Here is a 24551-nt window from a genome sequence, read left to right as displayed (position 1 = left end):
ACTATATTCTTTAAGAATTAAGCCTAGCCATATGATAAACACTAACAAATTGGCCATTTCTAAATGCGTAATCTTTGGACTCTCCTTCAATGACAAAGCCAAACTTCTTGTAAAGTGCGATTGCAGGCTCGTTGTCGACAAAAACAGTGAGTTCAAGTCTTCTCAAGTTCAGCCAATTGTCAGCAAGTTCGATCATTGAGGACATTAGTGCGCTACCTACTCCTTTATTTTGGTATTCATCTTTCACGCCCATGCCAAATGATCCTGCGTGTCTTCGTCGTGAGTTTACAAAAACCTCGAATCCGAGATTGCCGACTATTTCATCATTTAATTCAGCGACGAAACTGTATATGTTGTCGGGTATATTTGTAATTCTTGATTCCCACACTGCCCCGTCAGGGAAAGGCAGTTGCAACGTATTAGAATAAGCATTCTTGCACTGATAAACTTGTTTAATGCCTTGTGCATCTCTAGCTTCACTGTGACGTACGTTGATTCTATCTGTTTTCATAAACAGCTTCCTCCATTTTCGACTTCCATTTCTATCCGTTTTTATAGACGTTAGGCCGATGGATTTGCATTAACATTTCCGGGGCGTTTATTGCTTCGAATCCAAACTGTTGGTAAAGGCCATGAGCATCACGTGTGGCCAACATTATACGCCTTAATCCTTGTAGCTCGGGGTGATCGATAATTTCTGAAACCAACTGTTTGCTTAACCCTTTGTTTCTGTGTGTTTCGACAATAAATACATCTGCGAGATAAGCGAAAGTAGCCCTGTCGGTAATTAGTCGAGCAAATCCGATCTGATTGTTATCTGAATCAAAAATGGCGAAGCAAAAAGCGTTCTCAATGGCTTTTCTCATGGTTGTTTTAGGAATGCCTTGTGCCCAGTAACTGGTTGAGATGAATTGGTATATAACATCGAAATCCATTTCATTGATATCTGTGCTTATTCGGTAGCCGTCCATATTCAGCTCCTTACTCGGTGAAATTTAGCGATAAACGCACATCGATTCTCAAATATACGTTTATTCTAGAAAAGTGCAATTAGTAGTCAAGGCACGCGAGGGTATGTATTTATCTTTACGAATTAAATACATACCTTTACGTGTCTTGACAGGCTCTTTGCGTTTTACCGCTTAATATGGGTTCATCTCAGAGGGGATAACAAAAATAAAAAGGGCTAGATTATGAAAAAATATTGATGATTGCGGTTGCTAGCATTGCTTTAAGTACGTCTGTTTTTGCAGGAACAAATTTGGTTAAAAGTGAGACAGAATTTCGAACCGAAGGGTATGCAACTCAAGCACAAGCATACGAAGCCGGTTTTGACATTGCCGATGAAATGAAACTAGCATCCAATGGGCAGCTTAAGTTTCAACTCCCAACAACGTCGAAAGGGAATGTTCAAAAGGTTTCCATTGAAGGTGTAGAAGTAAGTTTAGAAGAGTTTTCAGCACAACGGGGTGAGGTGAAATACCGAGCCATAGTCGACGTAGATTACTCTTATACTGTGAAACAGAGTAATGATAGCTAGTGAATTAAATGGGTTCGGCTGTTTAGCTAATATTTCTTAGACCTAGCACTCGAATAATTCATCCTAATCAATAAGGAGTATATGAAAGAAATCTTGCTTAGAATCAAGTTCTAATTGATGTAAAAAAGACATCATGCTGGTTCGGATATTAAATATAGACCTAAGATAGTAATGAAGCCATCCCTAGATAATGTTCTTTTACAGATTGCACTCGACCTGAGCACCTCTTTACCCAAAGGTCAGCATTACCAAAAACTCATAGATTCAGTCAATCAAGTGCTCCCATGTGATGCGAGTGCCTTATTTGTATTGGATAAAGAAGGTTTTTTAATTCCGGTTGCGGTGAGTGGTTTATCCACTTCTGTTCTCGGTAGAAAGTTCTTCCCTCCAAACCACCCTCGATTAGAGCAAATTCTCACGAGTAAAAAACCAACTCGATTTTGCGCTTCATCCAAGTTACCAGATCCTTTTGATGGCCTTCTCTTAGCGACACCAGATGAGCAGATTGACGTGCACGATTGTATGGGTTGCAGCTTGTATGTTGAAGATAAGCTTGTGGGAGTGATCACGTTAGACGCATTAGAAGTTGGCGCTTTTGAGAAGATTGACACTATCACTATTGAAACTTTTGCCGCTTTGGCTGCGGCGACGCTAAGAAATATTTCGTTGTTTGAATCACTACAAGAATCAAATCGTCAACAGAAATCAATTAATCAACAACTTATCGATCAAGCTAGAGATAAGCAAGGGAAATTGGTCGGTGTTAGCCCGCATATGCAATACCTAAAAGACAGCATTTCTATGGTTGCCCGATCGAATTACGCTGTACTTATATCTGGGGAAACAGGCACAGGTAAAGAACTGGTTGCCCATAGTGTGCATGATCAGTCGGATCGTCGTGATAAACCTATGATATACGTTAACTGTGCGGCACTACCTGAATCTATAGCAGAAAGTGAATTATTTGGTCATGTGAGGGGAGCGTTTACTGGGGCGACAAGTCATCGCGCGGGTAAGTTTGAACTTGCTAACAATGGTACGCTTTTCCTTGATGAGATAGGCGAGTTGCCCCTCCAACTGCAAGCAAAGCTACTGCGGGTCATACAGCAAGGCGAGGTTCAACGGGTTGGCGCAGATAAAAATAGTTTTGTAGATGTTAGGATTATTGCTGCAACAAACAGAGATCTTGAAAAAGAAGTCGATGAAGGGCGCTTCCGGACAGACCTATATCATCGGCTTAATGTTTTCCCAATTCATATTCCGCCTTTGCGTGAAAGAGTGGGAGATATCCCCGTATTGGCAGGGTATATATTAGAGAAAGTACGTAGTCAGTTTAATTTACCCAATCTACACATTCATCCAAGATGTTTAGAATATATGGAAACTCTGGCCTGGATGGGGAATGTTCGCGAGTTAGAGCATACGTTGATGAGAGTCAGCTTGAGAGCGATACAACAAGAAGAGTTCGTGATTAAACGTATACATTTTGGGTTAAATGATAAGCCAATCAAAACAAGTAAAACACAATCATTCTTCGATGAGCATCCAAAACCTATGCGTGAGACTGTGGAATTGTTTCAGAAGCAACTTATAGAACATGCGCTTCAAGAAACCAACGGAATATGGGCCAAGGCCGCGGATTACCTTTGTATGGATAGAGGTAATCTATATCGGATGGGAAAAAAACTAGGTGTGAAATAAAGGGCGACAAGAACGATGTATTAATGACAACTGGAGTGATGTCATTAATACATCTTTTTGATGTGTGTTTTTGTTTATTTTAAATAAAATCAAAGGCATATGAGTTGGCATGTTTAGTGCTTTAGTTGGCAAGAATTAAATTACTGTCGCCTACTATCTAGTTTTGTCGAGGCGATGGATAACTAGACTAACTGGAGCTCTATAATGTTTTGTATTCAATGTGAACAAACGATTCAAACGCCTGTCGGAAAAGGCTGTTCTTATACCCAAGGTATGTGTGGCAAAACCGCAGAAGTTTCTGACCTGCAAGATGTATTGGTTTACTCCTTACAAGGTGTTTCATTTTGGGCTGATTTAGGTCGCACAGTGAATGTTATCGATACTGAAGTTGACGAGTGGGCACCCAAAGCATTCTTTTCCACATTAACCAATGTTAACTTCGACCCTGCACGCGTTATTGAATTTGCTCAGCAATCGAATGCATTCAAACAACGTTTAGAAGAAAAAGTACGTGCAGCCGCTTTAGTTACCAATTTTGAAATCCCAGTGCTTTCTCCTGCTGCGCAATTTGATTTACCAAGTGATGAGCAAGCGATCATTGAGCTTGCACCACAAGCTGCAGTGAATCGTGGCCATGAAAGTGAGCATGAAGATGTTATAGGTCTTCGACTTTTATGTTTATACGGGCTAAAAGGAGCCGCAGCTTATCTAGAGCACGCTCGTGTTTTATCCCAAACTGACACAGAAGTATTTGGCGAATACCACAAAATTATGGCGTGGTTAGGTACGGACCCGACCGATCTGAAAGCGTTGCTTGATATGTCAATGAAGATTGGGTTAGTTAATTACCGCATTATGGAAATGCTAGATAAAGGTGAAACGGATACATTTGGTCACCCTGAACCTTCTCAAGTTAATGTTAAGACCATTAAAGGTAAGGCGATTCTAGTTTCTGGTCACGATTTGCATGATTTAGAAAAGATACTTCAACAGACTGAAGGCAAAGGTATTAATGTATATACCAATGGTGAAATGCTTCCAGGGCATTCGTACCCAGAGCTTAAGAAGTACTCTCATCTGGTGGGTAACTATGGCAGCGCATGGCAAAACCAACAGAAGGAATTCGCAAATTTCCCTGGCGCTATTGTAATGACATCTAACTGCCTACTTAATCCGAATGTAGGTCAATATGCTGATCGACTCTTTACGCGTAGTATAGTCGGCTGGCCGGGTGTAGCCCATCTCGAAGGTGACGATTTTAGCGCTGTAATTGATTGCGCATTGGCACAAGAAGGCTTCAAACATGATGAAATAGAGCAGATGATAACCGTCGGGTTCGGCCGAAATGCTCTAATGGCCGCTGCACCTGCTGTAGTAGAGCAAGTTAAAGAAGGAAACATCAGCCACTTCTTCCTAGTTGGTGGTTGTGATGGTGACAAAGCAGAGCGTAGCTATTACACAGACTTTACAGCTCAAGCTCCTCAGGATAGCGTTATTCTCACTTTAGCTTGTGGAAAATTTCGTTTCAATAAAGGTGAGTTTGGTGATATTAACGGTATTCCACGTTTGCTGGATGTTGGCCAATGTAATGATGCATATTCGGCTATCCAATTGGCCATTGCTCTTTCAAAAGAGTTTGATTGTGACATCAATGAACTGCCATTAACGTTAGTGCTTTCTTGGTTTGAGCAAAAGGCAATTGTTATCCTTCTTACTCTATTTGCACTTGGGTTAAAAGGTATCTACACAGGGCCGACAGCGCCTGCGTTCTTGACGGATAACCTCTTGGCTATAATGCAAGAAGAGTTCGATATGCGTAGCATTGGCAACGTAGAAGATGATCTCAAATCTATTTTAGCCGCTTAATTAGACGGCTTATCTCCCGGTAATGATTATCGCACGACTGCTTGGTTAAAAGTATTAAATTTCGTCATCCCTACGAAAGTGGGGATCTGTTGCCACAGATTCTCATTTTTATGAGAAAGATGAAGAATTTATGCAGGCTTTTTCTCAATCAAACAGTATTGCTTTGTTACCGGGTTTTTAAATTTAAGTGTGGAGATGTTTAGCGATGTTAGCGTGGCAGCATACTGATTCCATCGAGCTTATTTGTAAAGATAAGTGGAGCGAAACCCCAGATACAGTCAGTTTTTCTCTGGGTAGTTTCGATGATGATATAACCTTTGATTTTAAACCTGGTCAGTTCGTGACGCTTGGATTTTCATTTATTGAGAATATCGAATATCGAGCCTACTCAATCAGCTCATTACCGAAGAAAAACGTATTGCAGTTTACCGTTAAGCGAGTGACATCCGGGCGTGTATCAAACTACATTAATGACAGTTTGGTGGTTGGCGATAGAGTTACAGCTTTGAAGCCAGCTGGTTCGTTTAACAGTGTTGATTGTTTACCTGCACAAAAAGTGGTTATGCTGAGTGCCGGCTGTGGTATTACGCCAGTGACTTCTATGGTCAAACAATGGCTATTTGAGAATTCGGATATCGAGATCGATTTTATTCACCAAGCTAAGAATAAAGAAAATACGATATATTTTTCTGAGCTTGAAACGATGGCGAAAGAACACCCTAATTTTCATTTAAAACTGCTTCTAAAAGACAGTCAGGGTACGGAATATCAACAAGGTAGATTTGATAAAGAGTGGTTGCAACGGCTATGCCCAGATCTTCACCAACGAACGGCTTATTTATGTGGGCCTGTTAGCTTTATGCAAGATACAAAAGCCTATTTAGAAGCGCTTAGCTTCGACATGACTCATTTTTTCGAGGAGAGCTTTTCTCCGGATCAAAAAGTGTGTGACAACGAGCAAGAGGCCAGTAGTGAAGAAAGTAGAACGGTGACTGTGTCGGTGCCAACGTTTGGTACTGAAGTCGAAACCGAGTCGGGCGCGATGCTTATGGATTCATTGGAAAAAATGGGTGTTCCTGTTATTGCTGCTTGTCGCAGTGGTATGTGTGGTTCTTGTAAATGTAAGGTAAAAGTTGGTGAAATAGAGCGCACAAGTGTTGAAACACTAACGCCAGAAGAAATAGAGCAAGGTTTTGTATTGGCATGTTCTTGTAAAATAAAATCCGATGTAGAAGTAAGTTTAAACTAAATAAAAGCGGTAATTTGAAAAAGAATTGACCATCATAAGTGGTGGTTGATTCTTTAATCGCTCTGTTTGATTAGATTCTTGGATTTTATGCCTATCCTTTCAGAAAAAATTATTTTTATTCCCGTGCTAGTTGTTATGATTCAACAACAGTTAAATTTTCTGGAATATAAATTGAATGACAGAAGCTTTATCAATTAAGCAAGCGCGAAAGCTAGTGTTGTTGTCCCAAAGGTTACCTGCTCGTAAGCAGAAGGGGACGGCATTATCAGCGACCTTATCTGCCATTGAGCATCTAGGTTATGTGCAAATGGATACAATTTCTGTAATTCAACGAGCTCATCACCATACCCTCTGGAATAGAAACCCACGTTATCAACCAAATCATTTAGATGCACTGATTAGTTCCAAGCAAGTTTTTGAGTATTGGTCCCATGCTGCTGCTTATCTACCCATGCGCGATTTTCGTTACAGCCTATATAAAAAGCAGGCTATTTTGTCTGGCGATCAAAGTCATTGGTACAAGCGAAATCACCAAGTAATGAAAGAGGTACTTTCAAGAATAGAAAAAGAAGGTCCGCTAATGGCAAGGGACTTCGATGGAGATGGAAGAAAGTTAGTTGCTTGGCAACATAAGTCAGCCAAAATGGCATTAGAAAATTTATACATGCAAGGAGATCTGATGGTCTCTTCACGAGTAAATTTCCATAAGGTATATGACCTAACAGAGCGTGTGTTACCTCAAGAAGTTAATACTACTATTCCAACCGATGAAGAGTACGCAAGATATCTTATCTTTAGTTATTTGCGAGCAAACGGCATTGCTCAATTAACAGAAATAAGTTATCTCCTCAAAGGTATAAAGCCTCTAATCTCTTTAACGCTTAAAGAATTGGTCGCTAATAAAGAGGTGGTTCCGGTCAGCGTTAAAGGTATTGAGTACTACTCTACGCTGGAAACGTTGTCGTTGCTAAATCGATCTTACCAGCTTAATAAACTTCATATCCTATCCCCTTTTGATAATTTATTGATTCAGAGAAAGCGCATGCAATCACTGTTTGATTTCGATTATCTGATTGAGTGCTATACACCTGAGGTTAAGAGAAAGTTTGGTTATTTTTCTCTTCCGATATTATGGAATGGTCAGCTTATTGCGCGTATGGATTGCAAAGCTTTTAAAGATGAAGCGAGATTGGAAATTTTCCATTTAGCATTGGAAACAAAGTTAAAAAAGGTAGATGACTTTATATTCTCGTTAAAAAAAACACTGCCATTATTTATGAACTTTAATGGCTGTGAAACGATGGTCTTACATAAAACAACGCTTAACAATAAGAAAGTTGCTACTAGCCTAAAATAAGTTTTCAGGGTGTAGTATATACAGCTATGATCAGCCAATGTTATAACTTAATTATTACATTTAATAGATAATGAAGAGTACCTTTATGAACACTAATACCAGTGAAAAAATTGCTATTTTGGGGATTTCTGATAAGTCAGAGCGTTATAGTTTTAAGGCGCATCAAAAACTGCTTGAAAATGGTTTTCTAAATCAGGTCGGTGTTTCGCCTAAAAAATTGGATATTGCTCAGATAGAAATTGTAGAGTCGCTGGATAACCTTATAGATACTGGGGTGCATACACTTACGCTTTATGTAGGGGAGCAGCGCCTAGAGTCAATGATCGAGTCTATATTGGCGATTTCACCAAAGCGAATTATTTTCAATCCAGGTACCGAGAATCAAAATTTGATGGTTCAGGCTGCGAAAGCGAATATTGAAGTAATTGAAGGCTGTACTTTAGTTATGCTGGCTACTGATCAGTTTTAGTTTCTACACACTTTTGTCCTTCTTTAGTGATGCTTACGCCATCAAAGCCCTAAAGAAGATAGATTGCTGCTTAGTTTTCAACATAAATAACGAGAGTGATTTCTTACAAAATGTAATATTAAATTGAATGAGGAATTCTATCTAGAAAGTGCTCAGTTGTATAAACTTGGTATCAGATACTAAATATCAGTTTCATTTTTGAGATTGATCATCCTGAAGAATTAATGAAAACCAAAGTGGTTGGTATGACAAAGAATATGTTGATTTAGTGATTTAATAATGAGTCTTCTAACATCTTATTAAGTCGAGTTCTAATCTTTGTTTCATGGCTATTTAATAATTGATTTTTATGAGTTTCAACGAGGGTGATATTTTTATCTTGTGTTATTGGGTTAGATGTAAGCTGGTAGATATCTCTAAGAAGTACCATTGAATTGCGCATGATTTTTTCGCTGAGATCTGAGCTTATTAATGCCGCTTCGTTACTAATGCCAAGTAAGTTCCGGATATCAATGAAGTGTTGAACATAACCGGATTGTGCAACTTTGTACTCCCTTCTAATAACCTTTGTATCGGAAATTGAGCAAAAATAGGGGGAATATTTTAGTGTGCCAAAACCAAGCACGATAACGCAGTTTTCGTAATAGAGCTCTAGTCGTCGATCCCAAGTATCAGTACCTTTTCCGCCCTCAATTATAAATGCGATGTCATTGCTAGCAGAAGTTACATTACCGGAGCAAAGCATATAAGTTTCGGCATTGTTATCTCTTTTTAAATCGGGGTAGGTAAGCGCCTCAAGAAAAACGTTGTCTATTGTAATATTTGTAACGGTAATCGGTAATTTTTCAATAAGTGTCATAAAACCAGCGATAGCATGTATGCCCATATCAAGCCCAAACCCAGCGCCTCCACTCGTCGCTAGATTGAGCAGTTGTCTTTGGTTATATGAGGCAATCTTATTGCAAAAACTGAATTCAGAGATGAGCGGGTGAGGATTCAGAGGATTATCCACACCTAAAGCGATAATTTTTTTAGGCAGTTCTTCATGTGGAATCTCTATATTGGTCGAAAAGTCCATCAGAGGAGGAGTGACCATCGCAGTATCAATGAAATAGAAGCGGTTATCTTGTTCTTTCATTTTTTGTACGGTTTGGTTAAAACCTTCATCTATTTCGTCGATTGAAAAAGAGGGTTTTTCGATGATGACTAAGCAGTCGTTATTTGGGATGAAAGGTTGGATCTGATTTAAGATGTCTAGATGATAAATCACAGGCGTTAAGATAAAAACGGCTGAAATCTCGTGTTTTCCCTGATTATCTAGATAGTTATTTAGATTAGGGTAACTGTGGTGGTAATTGATATTCGTTTGGCTATAAAGTTCTTCACGTGCTTTATTATGATTTTTAATTGGGTCTATAGCGATCAATGAGTAATGTGAATAAAGCTCTATCAGAAGTTCGCGATAGAGTTTTATCACCGAGTGCTCTGGGTTACCTAAACCCCCAAAAATGAGGATATGCTTATTAATCATTGCCATAACGTTGTTACATCACTTATGAACTTATTTATCCGCTGGAAAGATAACGCCTGTCTGTTTACGAATCTCGGTGATAACTTCTGAAACCTCTAGCGATCGTTGAACATAGGCGTAGTTCATCGCTCCATCTCGTACCTGTTCTGCGAAGGCGATTGCTTCGTAGATCATGGAATTATCTTCTTGTTCGACGTGAATGGTTTGCGGGCTTACCTCTCGCTTATGGATTGTGAATCCAGTGCATTCCGAGAAGTCTTGAATTAAGATAACGCCATCTTCGCCTTGTATCTCACTCGCGATATTGCCATCAGATACTTTTGAGTGTTGAACCGATACGATGAAATTAGGGTATTCAAGAATAACCGTTCCATGAGCATCAACACCAGAGTCTAGGAGCTTTGCACTAGCCTGGATTTTATCTGGTTTGCCGAATAAGGACACGGCGGTTGATACGCTGTAAAAACCGATATCCATAATGGAACCGTTGGAATATAAAGGGTTAAAAGTATTCGGGTTCTCTCCGTTTAGGTACTTCTGATACCGCGACGAATATTGGCAGTAGCTCAGATGTACGCTCCTTACCTTACCTATTGAAGCGAGACTCATTTTCAGTTCTTCAAAATTGGGTAAAAATTCGGTTTTAAACGCTTCAAAGAGAACGACGTTGTATTTTTCAGCAACGCTGTACATTCGAGTAACTTCGTCGATATTGGAGGCAAGGGGCTTTTCACAAATAACATGTTTGCCATGTTCCATCATAAGAATGGCTTGTTCACAATGTAAACTATTTGGTGAGGCGATATAGACTGCATCAACGCGTTTGTCCGCACCTAGTTCTTCTAAGTTATTGTAAAAATTGCAGTCTGGGGCTTGATGTTCTTTTGCGAAACCGTCGGCGCTTTCTATCTGCCGAGAATAAACAGCGGATAGTGTAAATTGATTGCTGTCTTTAGCAGCTTCGACGAATTTTTCTGATATCCAGTTGGTTCCAATTACAGCTAAGTTGATCATTTGATCGTATCCCCAAAATTGATTTTGCACATAGGCAAATCAAGTTTAGCACTGTTAGATAATAAAACGGGCAGTAATTCACAATAACTTACGGTTTTGTAAAGAAATATGAAATTATATGACTCTGCTCTAATTGTGTAGTGGCTATTGTTTTCGTGACATATGGAAACTGCCAAAAGCAATTTTCTCTAATCCTATATTGCCATTCTCTTCCAGAAAGAAAAATTCAAGGGTGTCGTCTTTCTCTTTGCCCAAAAAATGATGGAGAGTGCCATTAATTGTCAATGTTTTTGTGTAAGCCGTAATATTCGCGCGCTTGATTTTATGCTTAGACAAAAACTCATAGTATTTTCTTGGACCACCAGCGCGTAAGTCGAGAATGACTTGGTTTATGAGTGGCATAAATGGATAGACATTTTCCGGAATATCAATTTCTCGTTTGTTCTTTTTGTCTTCAATTTTTCTCGTTAGGAAATCGTAGGTAAAGGCTTTTTTCTTAGAACCTATTTTTTCAGCATATTGAGTAGCAACGGGTATAACCTGCCGATCAACCTGTTTGTATGTTCCTATTTCTTTAATATCCGCACCTATAAACATGAACGACCCTTTTATATGAGTTTCATAGTTGCAGACTTCGTCATCACAGTTAGATTTCATTACGACATCACCAAGTTCTATTGGCCCTAAACCCACTATAAATTCGCCACTAGCCCCTGCCATCGCTTGAATGCTGACAGAGAATAGTAAAGCCATTGTGATAGTACAGAGAGTTAGTGTTTTAGTTAACATACATTCAGATTTTTATTTAAATTACAGGTTGATTATAGTCTAAAATTTAGATGAATTACCGATTCAAAGCCAATAACTTTTGAGACTGATATAGTTGAAAAAAGTGGTGGACCACTGCGCTATGTAAAAGAGTAAAGTGTAAATGGATTGTAAACAATAGCTTTGTATGTATTTAATCTATAATAAGAAAAAGAATAACAAAAAAGAAAAGGGAATATTTGAAAAATTTAGAGCGTAGAAATGAAGACAAAGTAAATCTATATCCCTCGAAAGCGAGAAGGCAGATGAGTTCTCGCTTCTGCTTTTTGATTATTTGTATGCACCTGACAGTAGTCTCTACGGTTTACGGTCAGACTTCAGAAGAGATCGAAGTTGCAATGACTCAGGCTGGCGAGTCAGAGCCAGTACTATCGACGGATTCTTCGTATCCTGATGACACTTCATGGATAGAAGCAACAGAGGACTATTTTTCCGAAACAGTTCATGATTTTAGTACTTTTTTAGATCAAGGGTTGGCGAAGGATGATGACGAAGAAGCCTTGGTAAATAGAAGTTATTTAAAATTGAGATACCGCGCTGAATACAGCCATCATGGTTATTTTACATCTGACGAGAGAGTCTCTATTCGGATAGATCTTCCCCACGTAAAGCGTAATTGGAACCTTATATTAGAAACCGACCCAGATGATTACGATTCTTTAGAAAGCAAACAGAGGGGGTTACCTTCAGATGCGTCTAAAAATAGTCTAGATGGTGCTATCGGAGGGGTTCGGCTGCAAGATGAAGAACTGCTGAACTGGAGAACTAACCTCGATTTGGGTGTAAAAATTCGTCTCCCTTTCGATCCATTTGTGCGAGGGGAACTTCTTAGAGTTGGGGAGCTGTCAGAAAACTGGACCGCACAGTTCAAACAAGATGTATTTTATTATCATTCGTTAGGATCTGGTTCTTTAACCGAACTAAATTTTTATCATGCTTTGGCTGAAGATCATACTCAGATTTTCAAAGTGGGCTCAAGTGCACAATATATATATGAAGATGATAACTGGGAACTGTTGTTTCAGTTAAAGTACTTTGACCGCATTAGCAGCGATCATTTACTAGAGTATTCCACAGGTGTGAGTATTGAACCGAATAAAGGTGATGAGGTTTCTAATTCGTGGATTTCGGCATCTTGGAGACAAAAACTTTATAGTAATTGGCTTTACCTCTCTTTGACCCCACAGGTAGATGCCCCTAGAGAGTTAGATTATAAGTATAATGTTGGGTTTCAGTTAGAGCTAGAAGCTGTTTTTTCTAAAAATAGAAGCCTAGATAGACTTAACCGATTTATACCTAGGTCAACCAGAGTGACAGATTAAATGGTTTGACTGCCAAATTACGATGAGCTTATTGATAATGAGCTTAGAAATTTGGCAGCCAGAATTGCAAGGTGGTTTAATATTGAAAAAACGCCACAGACTCATTGATCCTAGAGGTGATGTTTTTAAGGTCATCTGCCAGCGCTTTGTTGTCAGTGGAGCGTTTATTATTTACTCGAGCAAGATCATTCACTGCGACGATACTTGTATTGATTTCGTTGGCTACATGGCTTTGTTGTTCAACTGCTGTCGCTATTTGATTGTTCATGTCTTTGATCACAGCGACTGAATTCTGAATTTCAATCAGTGCGTCTTTTGCTTCTTGAGAACGAGCAACGGTCACTTCGGTATCTTTAACATTTACGCTCATGAGTTGCACCGAATTTTGAGCTTTTTCTTGCAAGCGACTTATCATGTCTTGAATAGTATTGGTGCTCTCTTTGGTCCTGTTGGCTAAATTTCTGACTTCATCGGCAACCACAGCAAAACCTCTGCCATGCTCTCCAGCCCTAGCAGCTTCGATAGCGGCATTTAGCGCGAGTAAATTTGTTTGTTCTGAAATACCGTAAATTACATCTAAAATTCCGCCAATAGATTGAGTTTCAGTTTCAAGTTCGCTTGTTACGTTGGCTACCTTTTCAATGCCAGATAGAAGGTGATTAATGTCTTTGTTCATGTCTTGAACGAGATCCATCCCATTCTGAGAGAACTGATTCGCTTGGTCTGCGGATACGGAAGCTTGTACTGCATTGTTTGCTACTTCATCAACGGTTAATGACATTTCGTGCATTGCTGCCGAAGTTTGCTCAATCTGTAACATTTGTGAGTTAGAACTTGTTGTTAACCCTGATGCAGAATCCATCGATCTATTTGCCGTATTGATTAACTCATGAGTCGCCTTGTTTATATCATCTACGCTGCCAATGAGACGCTTTGTCATACTTTGTAGTGACGCGTGAATGCCAGACAATTCAATAGATTCATTAAGGTCAATTGCCAGATTTCCATTTGCAATTTGCTTTACCATTTCTTCGATTTCGCTAGGCTCTCCGCCAATTGGTACGTACATTAGCTTAACCACAAGAAAGTACGTCGCTAATAATGCAAAAATGGTCAATACCACGGCCAAATATGTGCTCTTCAAAAGGTTATTTTCAGCATCAGCATTAATGGCTTGCCATGTTTCCCAAGACCAGACATGCCACCCAAGTTCTGGTGCATTTGCGCTGACAACATAATGTTCAATATTGTTTTTCATGTAGGTATGACTTGAACTATTGTCGGTAATGTATTGTTGAAAGCTCGGGTGGATTTCAAATAAATTAATACCTACTTGTGTAGGGTCTCCAGATGCCAAAACATAGCCGTCAGCCCGACTCAAATAGACCTGGTTATTCTGAGATTCGTTTTTTATCGACCTCGAGATTTCATCCACAGAAATATTTGCGTTGAGCACGCCGACAATCTTGCCAAGCCGTTTCACTGGCACAGACAAAGACATGACTAACTCTCCTAGGTTATTAACATAGGGAAGCGTCGCAACATTTTTTTGGTTTGCCATGGAACGTACAAACCATTCTCGCTGTAATCGTTTCGCGTTGAAGTTTGGAATAATTCCTTCAGGCTTATACGTTATGCCATCATCAGTGGCATAGGCGGCACCAAACATCCCGAGGTTTTTCTCAACTTTGATTAATTGGTTAGCGAGTTGTGCCGTGATGGGCATGCCAGTTTCATCAATTGCCAGTGTCTCACTGATAAGCCTTAGCCCTTGATAATAACTTAACATTTTATTTTGTACTGAACTTGATACTAGCTTTGCTTCTAGCTCAAGGCTAGAGAGCGCTTTGTGTGTGCTAGATTGCTTGAAGTTATGATCGCTATAGAGTGTTATGACTAACACAATAGTCGAAATTAATAAGGCAAATGCGGAAACAATTTTGAATTTTACGCTCATAATTTAACCTATGTTAGCGAAAGGGACCGGCTCTGATTTACAGGCAAAGATAGACTCAATAAGCCGACTCTCAATCTCGGCTATCGTGAGTAATTCATCTTTGGGTTTTAGGTACGTGCTACCGTCTGTATTCCGTATTAAAGCAAACGGCAGTTCTAAGCTATAAAAAGGTAGCGCCTTGTCGCAAGTGAGAGAGAAAAACTCGGTGTAGTGGCATATCCCTTTGCCAATAGAACAAAACTCGTATGAATCCTTATTAAGAACAAGATCTTTAATATGAATATGCTCTACATGATCAACGCTGCGTAATGTTTCATTTAAGAGGTCGTGATTTGGTCTGTGTGAAGCTAAGTTACCAGGGTCAAAATTAATGCCTAATGCACTAGAGTCGAACTGCTGTAAAACAGGTATAAAGTCATTTGAGTCATTAAGCATGTATGGCTTGGTATCACCAACGTTTTCGATAAGAATTTTTACATTAACTGACTCTGCAAAGCTAATGGCTCGCTTCGCGTGTTGTTGAAACTCAAACAGCGAGCCATCTCTTGGGGCATAAAGTATTAGCCGTGGACAGTCGAGTAAGTGGGTTAATTGGACTCGTTTGTAAAGTTGTTCGTCACAGTTTGCAATTGTCATATGGCAATGAGCAGCTAACGATGTACATTGCATATTTCGTTGGTCTAATAGTTGCTTTATCTCATTGGCATTTTCGATTGAGACATCGTCTTCAGTGAGTCCATAGATAGCACCTTGAATTAGAGCGAGTTCGATGTTTTTTACACCAATGCGAGCGAGAGAATCGAGTGCCAATTCGATAGGGTGACCTGAATAGGCCACCGTACTGACTGAAAAATGGGTATTCATTGCTCCTCCTTACTTTCACAGTAAGGTTTAACAAGCGAGATAAGTTTAGCAAAACCACTAGCTTCCCAGGCAGAGCGACCAACAAATAGGCCATCTATACTAGGTTGTTGAATAAGTTCTTGGGCGTTGTCTGGGTGTACACTGCCTCCGTAGAGCAAGACGATTTTGTTGGCCAGTTCAGCACCGTATTTTGTAACTAAAGCATGCTTTATTGCAGATAAACCTTCTTCAGCTTCAATTGCACTTGCTGGGATACCGTTCTCGCCAATAGCCCACACCGGTTCATAAGCAATGATAACGTTTTCTATCTGATCTATGCTGACATCAAAGAGTGCAATTTTTACTTGTCGAACAATTGATTCTCTGGAAACGTCCCATTGCTTTTCATCAAAAGTATCCCCCACACAAATAAGTGGCGTTAGTCCTAAGTTTAAACTGGCTAATACTTTTTTGTTTACGCTATGGTCGGTTTCATTAAACATCGCGCGGCGCTCTGAATGGCCTATTTCGACAATGCTTGCACCAATGTCTTTCGCCATAGAGGCGGATATCTCTCCAGTAAAAGCGCCTGCTTCTGCCCAACAAATATTTTGTACACCAACGCGTGTTCCGTGTTGAGTAACCGACTCTGCTACGCTTTGGACATAGGGGAAAGGCGGAATTAAAAACGTTTGAAGTGATTGGGGTACTTCAGAGAGCGCGTTTTGAATCTGTTGGTTGAATTCAGCTACTTCCGTAGCAGTTTTATTCATTTTCCAACTGGAACCGAGCCATATTTTTTTCATGCGGCAACCTCAAGCTGCGAGTATTCAGCCATGAACTTGAAGATAAGTGACATTGAAATAGCACCGGGATCTGGGTGGCCTAAAGATCGCTCTCCAAGTGTTTTTGCCTTACCTGTTGTAGCGATCATATCTTTGGTTTGTTCAACGCCTTGCTCTGCACTTTCAAAAATTAAGGGGATGGCTTGATGAAAATCCATATCTCCTAATTCTTTTGCGCGTCTCATAGCAGGCGCAAGGGCGTCAATCATGGTTTTGTCACCCTCGCTTGCGCCACCACGTTTAAATACACCTTCTAATCCGGCTTCCAGAAATCGAGCGAATACTGGAGTCGTTAGTTCGATTTCTCCGGCAATGGCTTTTCCTCCGGATCTAAAGAGTGTACCAAAAATAGCTCCAGACGCACCTCCCATAGTAGACATAAGTTTCATGCCTATCTTGCCAAGAACATCGCCAACATCTTTGGCAGTAAAGTTGTCATCAAGGTAAATTTCTACATTTTGGAAGCCACGTTCAATTCCCAAGCCATGATCTCCGTCGCCAATAATCTGGTCGCATTTGGTTAGCATGGGTTCGCTTGCAACCATACCTTTGGAGACAAAAGCCATCATTCTAGTCGTGTCACGATTATTCATAGTTATTTCCTCAAGGCGAAAGAGTTGCAAGGTGTGTCATAAAGTTTTTTTAGTTCAGCATCTAATTTGAATAGAGAGATAGAGTAGCCAGACATTTCTAAAGACGTACAGTAACCCCCAACAAGACAGTCATGTACAGTGATGTTTTTTTCTGCAAGATATTGATTAACAGCGCGGTTTGCTATTAAAAGTTCCATTTGAGTTGATGCGCCAAGGTTGTTTACCAACACACAAACTTCGTTACCACTTTGAAGTTCTAGTTCTTCATTGAGGCGATCCATAAGTTCATATACGGTTTCATCGGCATTTGAAATTTTGGTTTTGCCTACACCGGGTTCACCGTGCAAGCCCATACCTATTTCTATTTCGTCGTCGGCTATTTCAAAATTAAATGTGTTATTGCGTGGAATTGCGCAAGGACCTAATGCAACACCAACAGAAGCGGTATGTTGTAGTGCTTTTTCAGTTGCCTTTACAACATCATCAAAATTGTCATGTAACTCTGATGCCGCACCAGCTGCTTTTAAAACAAAAAGCGCTCCGGCTATCCCTCTGCGTTCTACTCTGTTTTCATCGGAGGCGGAGATGACATCATCATTTATTCTGATAGTGTGAGATGGGATATCTTCATCTTCTAATAATTCTGCAGCGATATCAAAGTTCATATTATCGCCAGCATAATTGCCATAAACAAAAAGGACACCGTTTGAAGGCTCCAATGCCATCGTGGTTTCATAAATGACGTCTGGTGTTGGTGCTGCGAAAACATCACCTGTTGCAACCGCATCTGCTAAACCTTGCCCTACGTAACCGCCATACATAGGCTCGTGACCAGCACCTCCGCCTGTAACAACAGCAACTTTACTCGAGTTAAAGTTCTTTCTTACAGCTGCAGTGAGCGAACCTACTTGTTGTAAGTCCTTATTCGTGGCGGCTATAAAGCCTTCAAATTGTTCAACGGCAACATTTTGAGGGTCATTTAATAATTTCTTAGGTACTCTCATTGTCATTACTCCGATTTAGACAAAATAGAATCTTCAATTTCGTTGATTCTTTGAACTTTGGGTAAGGAGGAGGGATCAATTTGATCGGCTTGCAACCAGTTTTCTAAGATGGTTTTTGCTAGTTCAGAACCAATGACTCTAGCGCCCATCGTGATGATTTGAGCGCCATTACTTTTGCGAGCTCTTATGGCCGAAAAGACATCATGGCAAAGAGCTGCCCGAATCCCAGGGACCTTATTCGCCATTATTGAGACTCCGATTCCAGTACCACAAATAATGATCCCTCGTTCATGTTTATGTTCTGCCACAGAATATGCAACTCTTGCAGCCACATCGGCATATAAATTGGATTCATCTTCTGCTGGCTGGCTATAATCTGTATATTCATAACCGAGAGATTCTAAATGTTTTGCTAATGTGTTTTTTAGTTCTACCGCTGCGTCATCGCAGCCAATGGCAATATTCATTTCAAACTCCGAATTGGTATTTTATATTTATATTTCATTTTTAAGCTAATTGAATAAATATAATAATGCTATTTTAAATACTTGCTGATTTGAAGTTCGTCACGAAATATTTTTTAATAAATTTATTAAAGATAACCATGAGATAACAATAGTCGTGCCATTTCAATAAGATAGTTAAAATTCACCGTTAATAATTTAATTACAAACAATAATATTCAAAATAAAATTATTAAAAAATAAATAATGATAATTGTCGTTTTAAAAAATGTTTACTAATTGTCTGTTTTTGAAAATTAAATTACTAATTAAATATGTTGGTCCTTAAATTAATTATCGTGACAAAGTTCAAATTTATATTTAATTTACTCACTTATACTTCAGTCAATATTTACGAATACGTTAATAAATTTTTTAACATATGAATTGAAAGTCGTGATGCTTTACACAAGTCAATGAATTAGTTTTAACAGATAGGGTTAGAGTAAAATGAAGTTATCGGATAAAGCCTACGATACTCTTAAAATGATGATATTAAATAATAAATTTAGAATAAATCAGCGTTTGCTTGTCGACGAAGCAGTAGAGTTGTGTGGGTTTAGCCGAACACCTGTTAGGGAAGCATTACTTAGATTACAAGAAGATGGCTTAATAAAACTTCACCCTAGACACGGTATGGAAATCTGCGCTTTGTCTAAAAGAGACATTGAAGAGTTATACGAAATAATTGCTCATCTAGAGGTTACAGCGATAGAACTTTGTATTGAAAATACGCTAGAAAAATTGCAGTTAGACCAATTAAAAAAATATACGGAGGAGATGAAAGTCTCCTTAGAAAGAAACGATATTATAAGATGGGCAGATTATGATAGACAGTTCCATCAGGCAATTTTCGATTATACAGAAAACTCAAGGTTAATTGAGGTCGCTAAAAAATACAATGAACAGAATAAACGTTGTAAAGAAATAGTAATAAAACTAAGGCCTTTACCTTGGGAATCAATTGAAGAGCATGAGAAAATCATAGAATCAATAGAGAATAGAGATGCAGATGGTGCTAGAAAATTACATCTATATCATTGGAAAAATATCTCTAAACAATTTGTTGAGTTTTTGGATGAGTACCACTTCGTTGATATTAATAATTAATCAACATCTAGTCGGATAGATTGATATTTTTTAAAGATGTTAAATTAAAACAACCAATTTAATTAAATTAATGTGCATCTATTTAAATGTAACATTTAAATTTGGGTGTATTAAAGATAATAAAAGGAAATAACTATGTTTAAACATGCAGTCATCACCCCTTTTTTGGGAAGAACGCAGGATCGTTTCTCTGAGTACAATCAGCCTAGAACCCTAGAAGAAAAATTTAAGATACTGAAGTCAATAAACGGTATGACCGGGGCTGAGTTAGTTTATCCATATGAAGTGAACGATGTTGAAGAGACGAAGAAACTTCTAGATAAATATGACGTTAAATTAGCCGCGATAAACGTGAATATCAAAGTGGAACCAGAGTTTAAGTCTGGTGGTTTAACCTCGACAGATCCAAAAGTAAGAGCGCGCGCGGTTCAGTTTATTAAAAATGCAAAAGACTTTGCTGAAGCACTCGGTGCAGACAAGGTTCAGTGTTGCCCATTAAGTGACGGATACGAATTTAGTTTTCAGGCTGATTATGTTGAAACGTGGAAGTACCTAACAGATACCTTCGCTGAAGCGGGTGCTTACAAGCCACATATCCCTCTGTTTATTGAATACAAACCTAATGAAGTTCGTGGGCGTTGTTATATCGATAATGCTGCCAAAACAGCTTGCCTTATTAAAAGTATCGGCAATGAGAATATCGGCGTGACATTGGATTATGGACACTCACTTTACGGTGACAATAACCCGGCCGAAGAGTTAGCTCTTCTTGAGTCTGAAGGTCTCAAATACTACATCCATATCAATGACAATGATGGTAAATGGGACTGGGATTATTTTTGTGGCAGCCGCAGCTTGATGCAATACATCGAGTTTATCTATTACCTGAAGAAGTTTAACTACCAAGGGTGGTTGACTTCAGATACCTCGCCAACTCGATGGGACATTGAAAAAGTATTTGAAGCGAATGTGCGCATGACGAACAAAATCTCGAATCGTATTGATGAGATTGGAATGGGTGTATTTGGTGAATCACTAAGGAAGAAGGAGTACATGGATATTTGGGCAGATCTAGAGAATTACTTTATTAAAATCTAGTTAGCTATACATGAAATGACTATAAAGGCAATAAACCACAGGTTTGGAATGTTGCCAATAATATGGGTTACCTGATGGTAACCACCTGAAACAAAATTAAGGTATCAATCATGAAAAGAAGAACATTGTTAACCGGAGCCGTCGTAGCGGCTGTCTCTTTAATGGCGAACGTATCCTTTGCCGATGAGCGTTATCCAAACCGCAATATCAACGATATTGTGACTTGGTCAGCGGGTGGTGGTACAGACGTGATTAACCGTGTTATCACAGCATCTATGTCTAAATACTTAGGCACAAATATTAACGTTATCAACAAACCCGGTGGCGTGTCTGGCTCGGTAGGCTTACTTGCTGGCTTTAATAGCAAACCAGATGGTTACACGTTAGTAGGGCTTTCTGAGTCGAACGTTACCGCTGCGGTAATGGGTGGCTGGGAAAACCGCATGTCAGTGTTTGACTACTTTATCGTAGCAAGCTCACCAGATGTATTGTCGGTTTCTAAAAACTCTGAATTCAAAACCTTGGAAGAACTGGTTAAATACATCAAAGCTAACCCAGGCAAAGTTCGTGTCGGTGCTGGTTCATCAGGTTCATTACACCACATCAATTACCTTGCTTTTGCACAGGGCATTCAAGGTGAAATGAACTTTATCCCTTACCCTGGGTCATCTAAGTCTCAAAACGCGACGTTAAGTGGCGAAGTGGATGTGGTTATTACTTCTGCTGCGGAGCAAAATCAGCTTATTCAATCTGGTGACTTCCGCGCACTAGGTACGCTTACAGAAAAAGGCTTCGAAGTGGGTGGTATGACTATCCCATCGGCGATCGTTAAATACCCTGCATTAGGCGACTACCTACCAATCTCTCAATCTATTGGTTTTGCAATGAAAAAAGAAACACCAGTAGATATTAAGAAAAAGGTCGCTAAGGCGTTTATTGCGGCGATGGAAAGTGAAGAAGTTACCAAATACGCGGCTGAAAACTACTACAGCTTAGTGGGTGAGTACGGTAAAACAGCAAATGAGCGTATGGCTCGTCTAGAGTCCTTGTTCTCATGGACATTGTGGGATTTGAAAGCGGCTAAGATTGACCCTGCTTCATTAGGTATTCCAAAACCATAACCAACCAACTCGATGGCATTGGCTCCACCAGTGCCATCTTTATCACTTAGTTTTCCATGCATAGATATGGAAAATGTTTGTTTAATTCTGAGGGAATCGATATGTCAGAGTCAATGAAAGACTTCGATGATGGCTCGCTATTAGAAGAAAAAGCAAGACAAGAAGAAGAGCTTGCCCTTCATGGCTGGGATTTTATTTTTTCAGCTGTTGTTATTGTTTTTTCTATATTTATTATTGCTCACTCACTGACGATGCCCTTTTCTGGCACCGTAGGTGGGGTTAAAACAACGTGGTACGAATCACCGGGCTTGTTACCACTCTTTATTGGTGCGGCTTTATTGCTCGCTGGCATCGTATTGTTTGTAAATAATGCGAAAGAAAACGGCCGTACATTGTTTATGGAAAGGATCAAAGATGTTAATCCATCGGGCTTTCTTATCTCAGGTGGTGGGATCCTGACTTATATCTACATCATGATCACTTGGTATGATTTCTTTTTAGCATCACTTGTCTTTCTTCTGTTTTATATCGGTTTGTACTATTTAGATGAACCTAAAATCTCGTCAAAACTCATCAAGTTGTATTCGGCCTTCATGGTTCTATCTGTTGCTATCTTTGGCTCAGGTTTAGACGAAACAATCAATGCTGGGTACGAATTTACCACCGACATTATTTTGATCGTGGCTGCTATCGCTATTTTTGCGCTGTTTAAAATCAGTGAAAAACAGTATGGCGCAGAGTTTAAACGAAAGGTAAAAGTTCTTGCTTTGGTCTCATTTCTCTTCCCATTGGTGATTTGCCCCATTTTCCGCTACTTCCTTTTAGTACCGTTACCAAAAGAAGGCATTGTCGTTGAGCAAGTGTTGAACACCACCTACTTTAAGTACGCAGGTCAAAAAGAAGTGAAAGAAGGCAAAACCTTGTCAGCGGACGAAACGGCAGAGCTGGATGATGCTTTCTAATTAAGGAATAACGTAATGGATATTTTATCTATATTTACCGGTATGCTTTGGCAAATATTTACTTCGCCAACGTTAGTGCTCATATTGGTCGGCAGTACCTTTCTCGGTATTATTTTTGGCGCGATGCCCGGTTTAACGGCAACGCTCGGTGTGGCGTTATTAACCACGCTCACCTATGGCTTAGATAGTCAAACGGCGTTGCTTGCCTTGCTCGCCATCTACGTTGGTGGCGTGTACGGTGGTATGTATACCGCTATTTTACTTAACATTCCGGGCACGGCTGCATCGGCGGCTACCGCAATGGATGGCTACCCGATGGCCAAAAAAGGGCAGGTGGGGAGAGCGTTCGGTTTAACCACAACGTCATCGTTGATCGGCTCGTTTATTGGAATGATTTTTGTGGCACTGCTTTCTCCTGTGATTGCTCAAGCCGCTTTGCAGTTCACCTCTTACGAATACTTTTTACTCGCCCTGTTTGGCATCTTGATCAGTGGCAGTTTGACCTCGCCAGATCTGGCAATAAAAGGTTGGGTTGCGGGTTTATTTGGTATTTGGTTATCCACCATTGGTCAAGACCACATGCAGATGTACCCACGTTTCACTTTTGGGATGCACGAGCTTGATAATGGTATCGATGTAGTGCCTGTGCTTATCGGTGCTTTTGGTATGCCACAAATCATGTCGGTGTTGGAATCTAAAATGAAGATGGGCAAGATGGGTTCTTCGTTTGGTAAACTGCTGCCTGACTTCAAAACCATGTACAAGAACACCAAAAACATCGTTTCATCTGCTTTGATTGGTGTGGGTATCGGTGCGGTGCCGGGTATTGGTGAAGATATTGCCGCTTGGGTTGCGTACGGTGTTGCGAGAAAAACCAATAAGAACCCAGAAGAATTTGGTACAGGTAAAGCCGAGGGTGTGATTGCCACTGCAACCGCTAACCAAGCGTGCGTGGGTGGGGCGATGATCCCACTACTGAGTTTAGGTATTCCGGGATCACCACCTGCGGTAATGTTGTTAGGGGCATTGATGTTACATAATATAGCGCCAGGCCCAATGCTGCTTAAGACTAATCCGACCTTCATTCCAGAAGTGACGGCGATACTGTTTGCTGCAGCAATTGCAATGTGGATCTGTGGCATGATCTTGTCTAAGCAGGTTATTTACATCCTACGTATCCCACAAACGTTGTTCATGCCATTGATTGCGGTATTGTGTGTTATCGGTTCGTTTGCCTTGGGTCTTCGTGTATTCAACCTTTACTTAATGGGTATCATTGGGGTTATTTCTTATTTCTTTATGAAACTCAGGATCCCAATTGCACCACTGGTGATTGGGGTCATATTAGGGCCAATGGCAGATACCTCATTGAGAACGGGCTTGAAAACAACGGGTGGTAGCTTGTGGCCAATGGTTGAACGTCCTATCTCACTTGCGCTTGTCGTGATTATTCTATTAATCCTATCAAGCCAAATTCCAGCGTTTAACAAACTCATTAGGTACCTATTTGGCTCAGTAAAACGTGCTTTAGCGACCAGTTCTTAATCTAGAAAGACCTCTTAAAAAGGAGCTGTTAACACAGCTCCTTTTTTACATTTGTATGTTGCTTAAAACACGTTGTTTAGTTCAAATTTTGAT

At 39.8% G+C, this 24551-nt stretch carries 23 protein-coding genes; 12 read left to right on the top strand and 11 right to left on the bottom strand.

Annotation, left to right across the window (positions count from 1 at the left end; all coding sequences use genetic code 11):
* Positions 1–10: 10 nt before the first annotated feature.
* Together PGX00_RS18405 and PGX00_RS18400 are read right to left on the bottom strand one after the other, a co-directional pair.
* Positions 11–511, bottom strand: a complete 501-nt coding sequence (locus PGX00_RS18405) for a GNAT family N-acetyltransferase (protein ID WP_272139314.1) — start codon at positions 509–511, stop codon at positions 11–13.
* Positions 512–542: 31 nt separating this feature from the next.
* Positions 543–971 (bottom strand): GNAT family N-acetyltransferase, encoded by a 429-nt coding sequence (locus PGX00_RS18400; protein ID WP_272139312.1) that lies wholly within the window; start codon positions 969–971, stop codon positions 543–545.
* A 236-nt stretch (positions 972–1207) separates the two neighbouring features.
* On the opposite strand from PGX00_RS18400, the gene PGX00_RS18395 reads away from it, so the two are divergent.
* The 6 genes from PGX00_RS18395 to PGX00_RS18370 all read left to right on the top strand — a co-directional run bounded on the left by PGX00_RS18395 (position 1208) and on the right by PGX00_RS18370 (position 8182).
* Entirely contained in the window at positions 1208–1540 is a 333-nt protein-coding gene (locus tag PGX00_RS18395) for a DUF3316 domain-containing protein (RefSeq protein ID WP_272139310.1), read from the top strand.
* Positions 1541–1711: 171 nt separating this feature from the next.
* Positions 1712–3241: a nitric oxide reductase transcriptional regulator NorR gene (norR, locus tag PGX00_RS18390; RefSeq protein ID WP_272139308.1), complete on the top strand. Its 1530-nt coding sequence runs from the start codon at positions 1712–1714 to the stop codon at positions 3239–3241.
* Positions 3242–3445: 204 nt separating this feature from the next.
* Positions 3446–5107, top strand: coding sequence for a hydroxylamine reductase (gene hcp, locus PGX00_RS18385; protein ID WP_272139305.1), 1662 nt, complete (start codon positions 3446–3448; stop codon positions 5105–5107).
* A 205-nt stretch (positions 5108–5312) separates the two neighbouring features.
* A complete protein-coding gene (locus tag PGX00_RS18380; RefSeq protein ID WP_272139303.1) occupies positions 5313–6356 on the top strand; it encodes a hybrid-cluster NAD(P)-dependent oxidoreductase in 1044 nt (347 codons plus the stop codon).
* Between the two features lie 175 nt (positions 6357–6531).
* Positions 6532–7713: a winged helix-turn-helix domain-containing protein gene (locus tag PGX00_RS18375; RefSeq protein ID WP_272139301.1), complete on the top strand. Its 1182-nt coding sequence runs from the start codon at positions 6532–6534 to the stop codon at positions 7711–7713.
* Positions 7714–7798: 85 nt separating this feature from the next.
* Positions 7799–8182, top strand: coding sequence for a CoA-binding protein (locus tag PGX00_RS18370; protein WP_272139300.1), 384 nt, complete (start codon positions 7799–7801; stop codon positions 8180–8182).
* A gap of 265 nt (positions 8183–8447) precedes the next feature.
* Here the strand turns inward: PGX00_RS18370 and PGX00_RS18365 are convergent, their stop codons facing one another.
* The 3 genes from PGX00_RS18365 to PGX00_RS18355 form a co-directional block, all read right to left on the bottom strand.
* Entirely contained in the window at positions 8448–9719 is a 1272-nt protein-coding gene (locus PGX00_RS18365) for a hypothetical protein (RefSeq protein ID WP_272139298.1), read from the bottom strand.
* A gap of 24 nt (positions 9720–9743) precedes the next feature.
* The gene (locus PGX00_RS18360) at positions 9744–10727 is read right to left on the bottom strand and encodes a Gfo/Idh/MocA family protein (protein ID WP_272139296.1); all 984 of its coding nucleotides are present in this window, start codon (positions 10725–10727) and stop codon (positions 9744–9746) included.
* Positions 10728–10871: 144 nt separating this feature from the next.
* Positions 10872–11516 (bottom strand): hypothetical protein, encoded by a 645-nt coding sequence (locus PGX00_RS18355; protein WP_272139294.1) that lies wholly within the window; start codon positions 11514–11516, stop codon positions 10872–10874.
* Positions 11517–11734: 218 nt separating this feature from the next.
* On the opposite strand from PGX00_RS18355, the gene PGX00_RS18350 reads away from it, so the two are divergent.
* Positions 11735–12877 (top strand): hypothetical protein, encoded by a 1143-nt coding sequence (locus PGX00_RS18350; RefSeq protein ID WP_272139292.1) that lies wholly within the window; start codon positions 11735–11737, stop codon positions 12875–12877.
* 76 nt (positions 12878–12953) lie between these two features.
* Here PGX00_RS18350 and PGX00_RS18345 read toward each other — a convergent pair whose 3' ends face one another.
* From PGX00_RS18345 to PGX00_RS18320, 6 genes are read right to left on the bottom strand one after another with little or no spacing between them, the layout of a single operon-like run.
* Positions 12954–14834, bottom strand: coding sequence for a methyl-accepting chemotaxis protein (locus tag PGX00_RS18345; RefSeq protein ID WP_272139291.1), 1881 nt, complete (start codon positions 14832–14834; stop codon positions 12954–12956).
* 3 nt (positions 14835–14837) lie between these two features.
* Positions 14838–15698, bottom strand: coding sequence for a sugar phosphate isomerase/epimerase family protein (locus PGX00_RS18340; RefSeq protein ID WP_272139289.1), 861 nt, complete (start codon positions 15696–15698; stop codon positions 14838–14840).
* The gene (locus PGX00_RS18335; protein WP_272139287.1) at positions 15695–16483 is read right to left on the bottom strand and encodes a triose-phosphate isomerase; all 789 of its coding nucleotides are present in this window, start codon (positions 16481–16483) and stop codon (positions 15695–15697) included. Before PGX00_RS18335 ends, PGX00_RS18340 begins: the two co-directional genes overlap by 4 nt.
* Positions 16480–17115, bottom strand: a complete 636-nt coding sequence (gene dhaL / locus PGX00_RS18330; RefSeq protein WP_272139285.1) for a dihydroxyacetone kinase subunit DhaL — start codon at positions 17113–17115, stop codon at positions 16480–16482. The genes PGX00_RS18335 and dhaL overlap by 4 nt, the downstream gene beginning before the upstream one ends.
* Positions 17116–17117: 2 nt before the next feature.
* Positions 17118–18119 carry a dihydroxyacetone kinase subunit DhaK gene (locus PGX00_RS18325; RefSeq protein WP_272139283.1) on the bottom strand — a complete coding sequence of 334 codons (1002 nt, stop codon included), beginning with the start codon at positions 18117–18119 and terminating at the stop codon, positions 17118–17120.
* A 5-nt stretch (positions 18120–18124) separates the two neighbouring features.
* Positions 18125–18586, bottom strand: coding sequence for an RpiB/LacA/LacB family sugar-phosphate isomerase (locus tag PGX00_RS18320; RefSeq protein WP_272139281.1), 462 nt, complete (start codon positions 18584–18586; stop codon positions 18125–18127).
* Positions 18587–19072: 486 nt separating this feature from the next.
* Here PGX00_RS18320 and PGX00_RS18315 point away from each other — a divergent pair, with 486 nt between their 5' ends.
* The 5 genes from PGX00_RS18315 to PGX00_RS18295 all read left to right on the top strand — a co-directional run bounded on the left by PGX00_RS18315 (position 19073) and on the right by PGX00_RS18295 (position 24458).
* Complete coding sequence (locus PGX00_RS18315) at positions 19073–19732, top strand: GntR family transcriptional regulator (RefSeq protein WP_272139279.1); 660 nt, start codon at positions 19073–19075, stop codon at positions 19730–19732.
* Between the two features lie 135 nt (positions 19733–19867).
* Complete coding sequence (locus PGX00_RS18310) at positions 19868–20830, top strand: sugar phosphate isomerase/epimerase family protein (RefSeq protein WP_272139277.1); 963 nt, start codon at positions 19868–19870, stop codon at positions 20828–20830.
* 110 nt (positions 20831–20940) lie between these two features.
* Entirely contained in the window at positions 20941–21951 is a 1011-nt protein-coding gene (locus PGX00_RS18305) for a Bug family tripartite tricarboxylate transporter substrate binding protein (RefSeq protein ID WP_272139275.1), read from the top strand.
* 101 nt (positions 21952–22052) lie between these two features.
* Entirely contained in the window at positions 22053–22913 is an 861-nt protein-coding gene (locus PGX00_RS18300) for a tripartite tricarboxylate transporter TctB family protein (protein WP_272139273.1), read from the top strand.
* 15 nt (positions 22914–22928) lie between these two features.
* Positions 22929–24458 carry a tripartite tricarboxylate transporter permease gene (locus PGX00_RS18295; RefSeq protein ID WP_272139271.1) on the top strand — a complete coding sequence of 510 codons (1530 nt, stop codon included), beginning with the start codon at positions 22929–22931 and terminating at the stop codon, positions 24456–24458.
* Positions 24459–24551 lie beyond the last annotated feature (93 nt).

It is taken from the genome of Vibrio algarum (assembly GCF_028204155.1).
Classification (GTDB): Bacteria; Pseudomonadota; Gammaproteobacteria; order Enterobacterales; family Vibrionaceae; genus Vibrio; species Vibrio algarum.
The sequence above is the reverse complement of the archived record's forward strand: the minus strand, read 5'-3'. Positions and strand labels throughout refer to the sequence as shown.

What these genes read in the sequence shown, in the direction of transcription:
- PGX00_RS18360 (WP_272139296.1), bottom strand. Translation starts at nt 10,727, where the DNA reads ATGATCAACTTAGCTGTAATTGGAACCAACTGGATATCAGAAAAATTC.
- PGX00_RS18340 (WP_272139289.1), bottom strand. Translation starts at nt 15,698, where the DNA reads ATGAATACCCATTTTTCAGTCAGTACGGTGGCCTATTCAGGTCACCCT.
- PGX00_RS18305 (WP_272139275.1), top strand. Translation starts at nt 20,941, where the DNA reads ATGAAAAGAAGAACATTGTTAACCGGAGCCGTCGTAGCGGCTGTCTCT.
- PGX00_RS18355 (WP_272139294.1), bottom strand. Translation starts at nt 11,516, where the DNA reads ATGTTAACTAAAACACTAACTCTCTGTACTATCACAATGGCTTTACTA.
- PGX00_RS18405 (WP_272139314.1), bottom strand. Translation starts at nt 511, where the DNA reads ATGAAAACAGATAGAATCAACGTACGTCACAGTGAAGCTAGAGATGCA.
- hcp (WP_272139305.1), top strand. Translation starts at nt 3,446, where the DNA reads ATGTTTTGTATTCAATGTGAACAAACGATTCAAACGCCTGTCGGAAAA.
- PGX00_RS18375 (WP_272139301.1), top strand. Translation starts at nt 6,532, where the DNA reads ATGACAGAAGCTTTATCAATTAAGCAAGCGCGAAAGCTAGTGTTGTTG.
- PGX00_RS18325 (WP_272139283.1), bottom strand. Translation starts at nt 18,119, where the DNA reads ATGAGAGTACCTAAGAAATTATTAAATGACCCTCAAAATGTTGCCGTT.
- PGX00_RS18345 (WP_272139291.1), bottom strand. Translation starts at nt 14,834, where the DNA reads ATGAGCGTAAAATTCAAAATTGTTTCCGCATTTGCCTTATTAATTTCG.
- PGX00_RS18380 (WP_272139303.1), top strand. Translation starts at nt 5,313, where the DNA reads ATGTTAGCGTGGCAGCATACTGATTCCATCGAGCTTATTTGTAAAGAT.
- PGX00_RS18395 (WP_272139310.1), top strand. Translation starts at nt 1,208, where the DNA reads ATGATTGCGGTTGCTAGCATTGCTTTAAGTACGTCTGTTTTTGCAGGA.
- PGX00_RS18370 (WP_272139300.1), top strand. Translation starts at nt 7,799, where the DNA reads ATGAACACTAATACCAGTGAAAAAATTGCTATTTTGGGGATTTCTGAT.
- PGX00_RS18310 (WP_272139277.1), top strand. Translation starts at nt 19,868, where the DNA reads ATGTTTAAACATGCAGTCATCACCCCTTTTTTGGGAAGAACGCAGGAT.
- norR (WP_272139308.1), top strand. Translation starts at nt 1,712, where the DNA reads ATGAAGCCATCCCTAGATAATGTTCTTTTACAGATTGCACTCGACCTG.
- PGX00_RS18365 (WP_272139298.1), bottom strand. Translation starts at nt 9,719, where the DNA reads ATGGCAATGATTAATAAGCATATCCTCATTTTTGGGGGTTTAGGTAAC.
- dhaL (WP_272139285.1), bottom strand. Translation starts at nt 17,115, where the DNA reads ATGAATAATCGTGACACGACTAGAATGATGGCTTTTGTCTCCAAAGGT.
- PGX00_RS18315 (WP_272139279.1), top strand. Translation starts at nt 19,073, where the DNA reads ATGAAGTTATCGGATAAAGCCTACGATACTCTTAAAATGATGATATTA.
- PGX00_RS18320 (WP_272139281.1), bottom strand. Translation starts at nt 18,586, where the DNA reads ATGAATATTGCCATTGGCTGCGATGACGCAGCGGTAGAACTAAAAAAC.
- PGX00_RS18335 (WP_272139287.1), bottom strand. Translation starts at nt 16,483, where the DNA reads ATGAAAAAAATATGGCTCGGTTCCAGTTGGAAAATGAATAAAACTGCT.
- PGX00_RS18295 (WP_272139271.1), top strand. Translation starts at nt 22,929, where the DNA reads ATGGATATTTTATCTATATTTACCGGTATGCTTTGGCAAATATTTACT.
- PGX00_RS18300 (WP_272139273.1), top strand. Translation starts at nt 22,053, where the DNA reads ATGTCAGAGTCAATGAAAGACTTCGATGATGGCTCGCTATTAGAAGAA.
- PGX00_RS18400 (WP_272139312.1), bottom strand. Translation starts at nt 971, where the DNA reads ATGGACGGCTACCGAATAAGCACAGATATCAATGAAATGGATTTCGAT.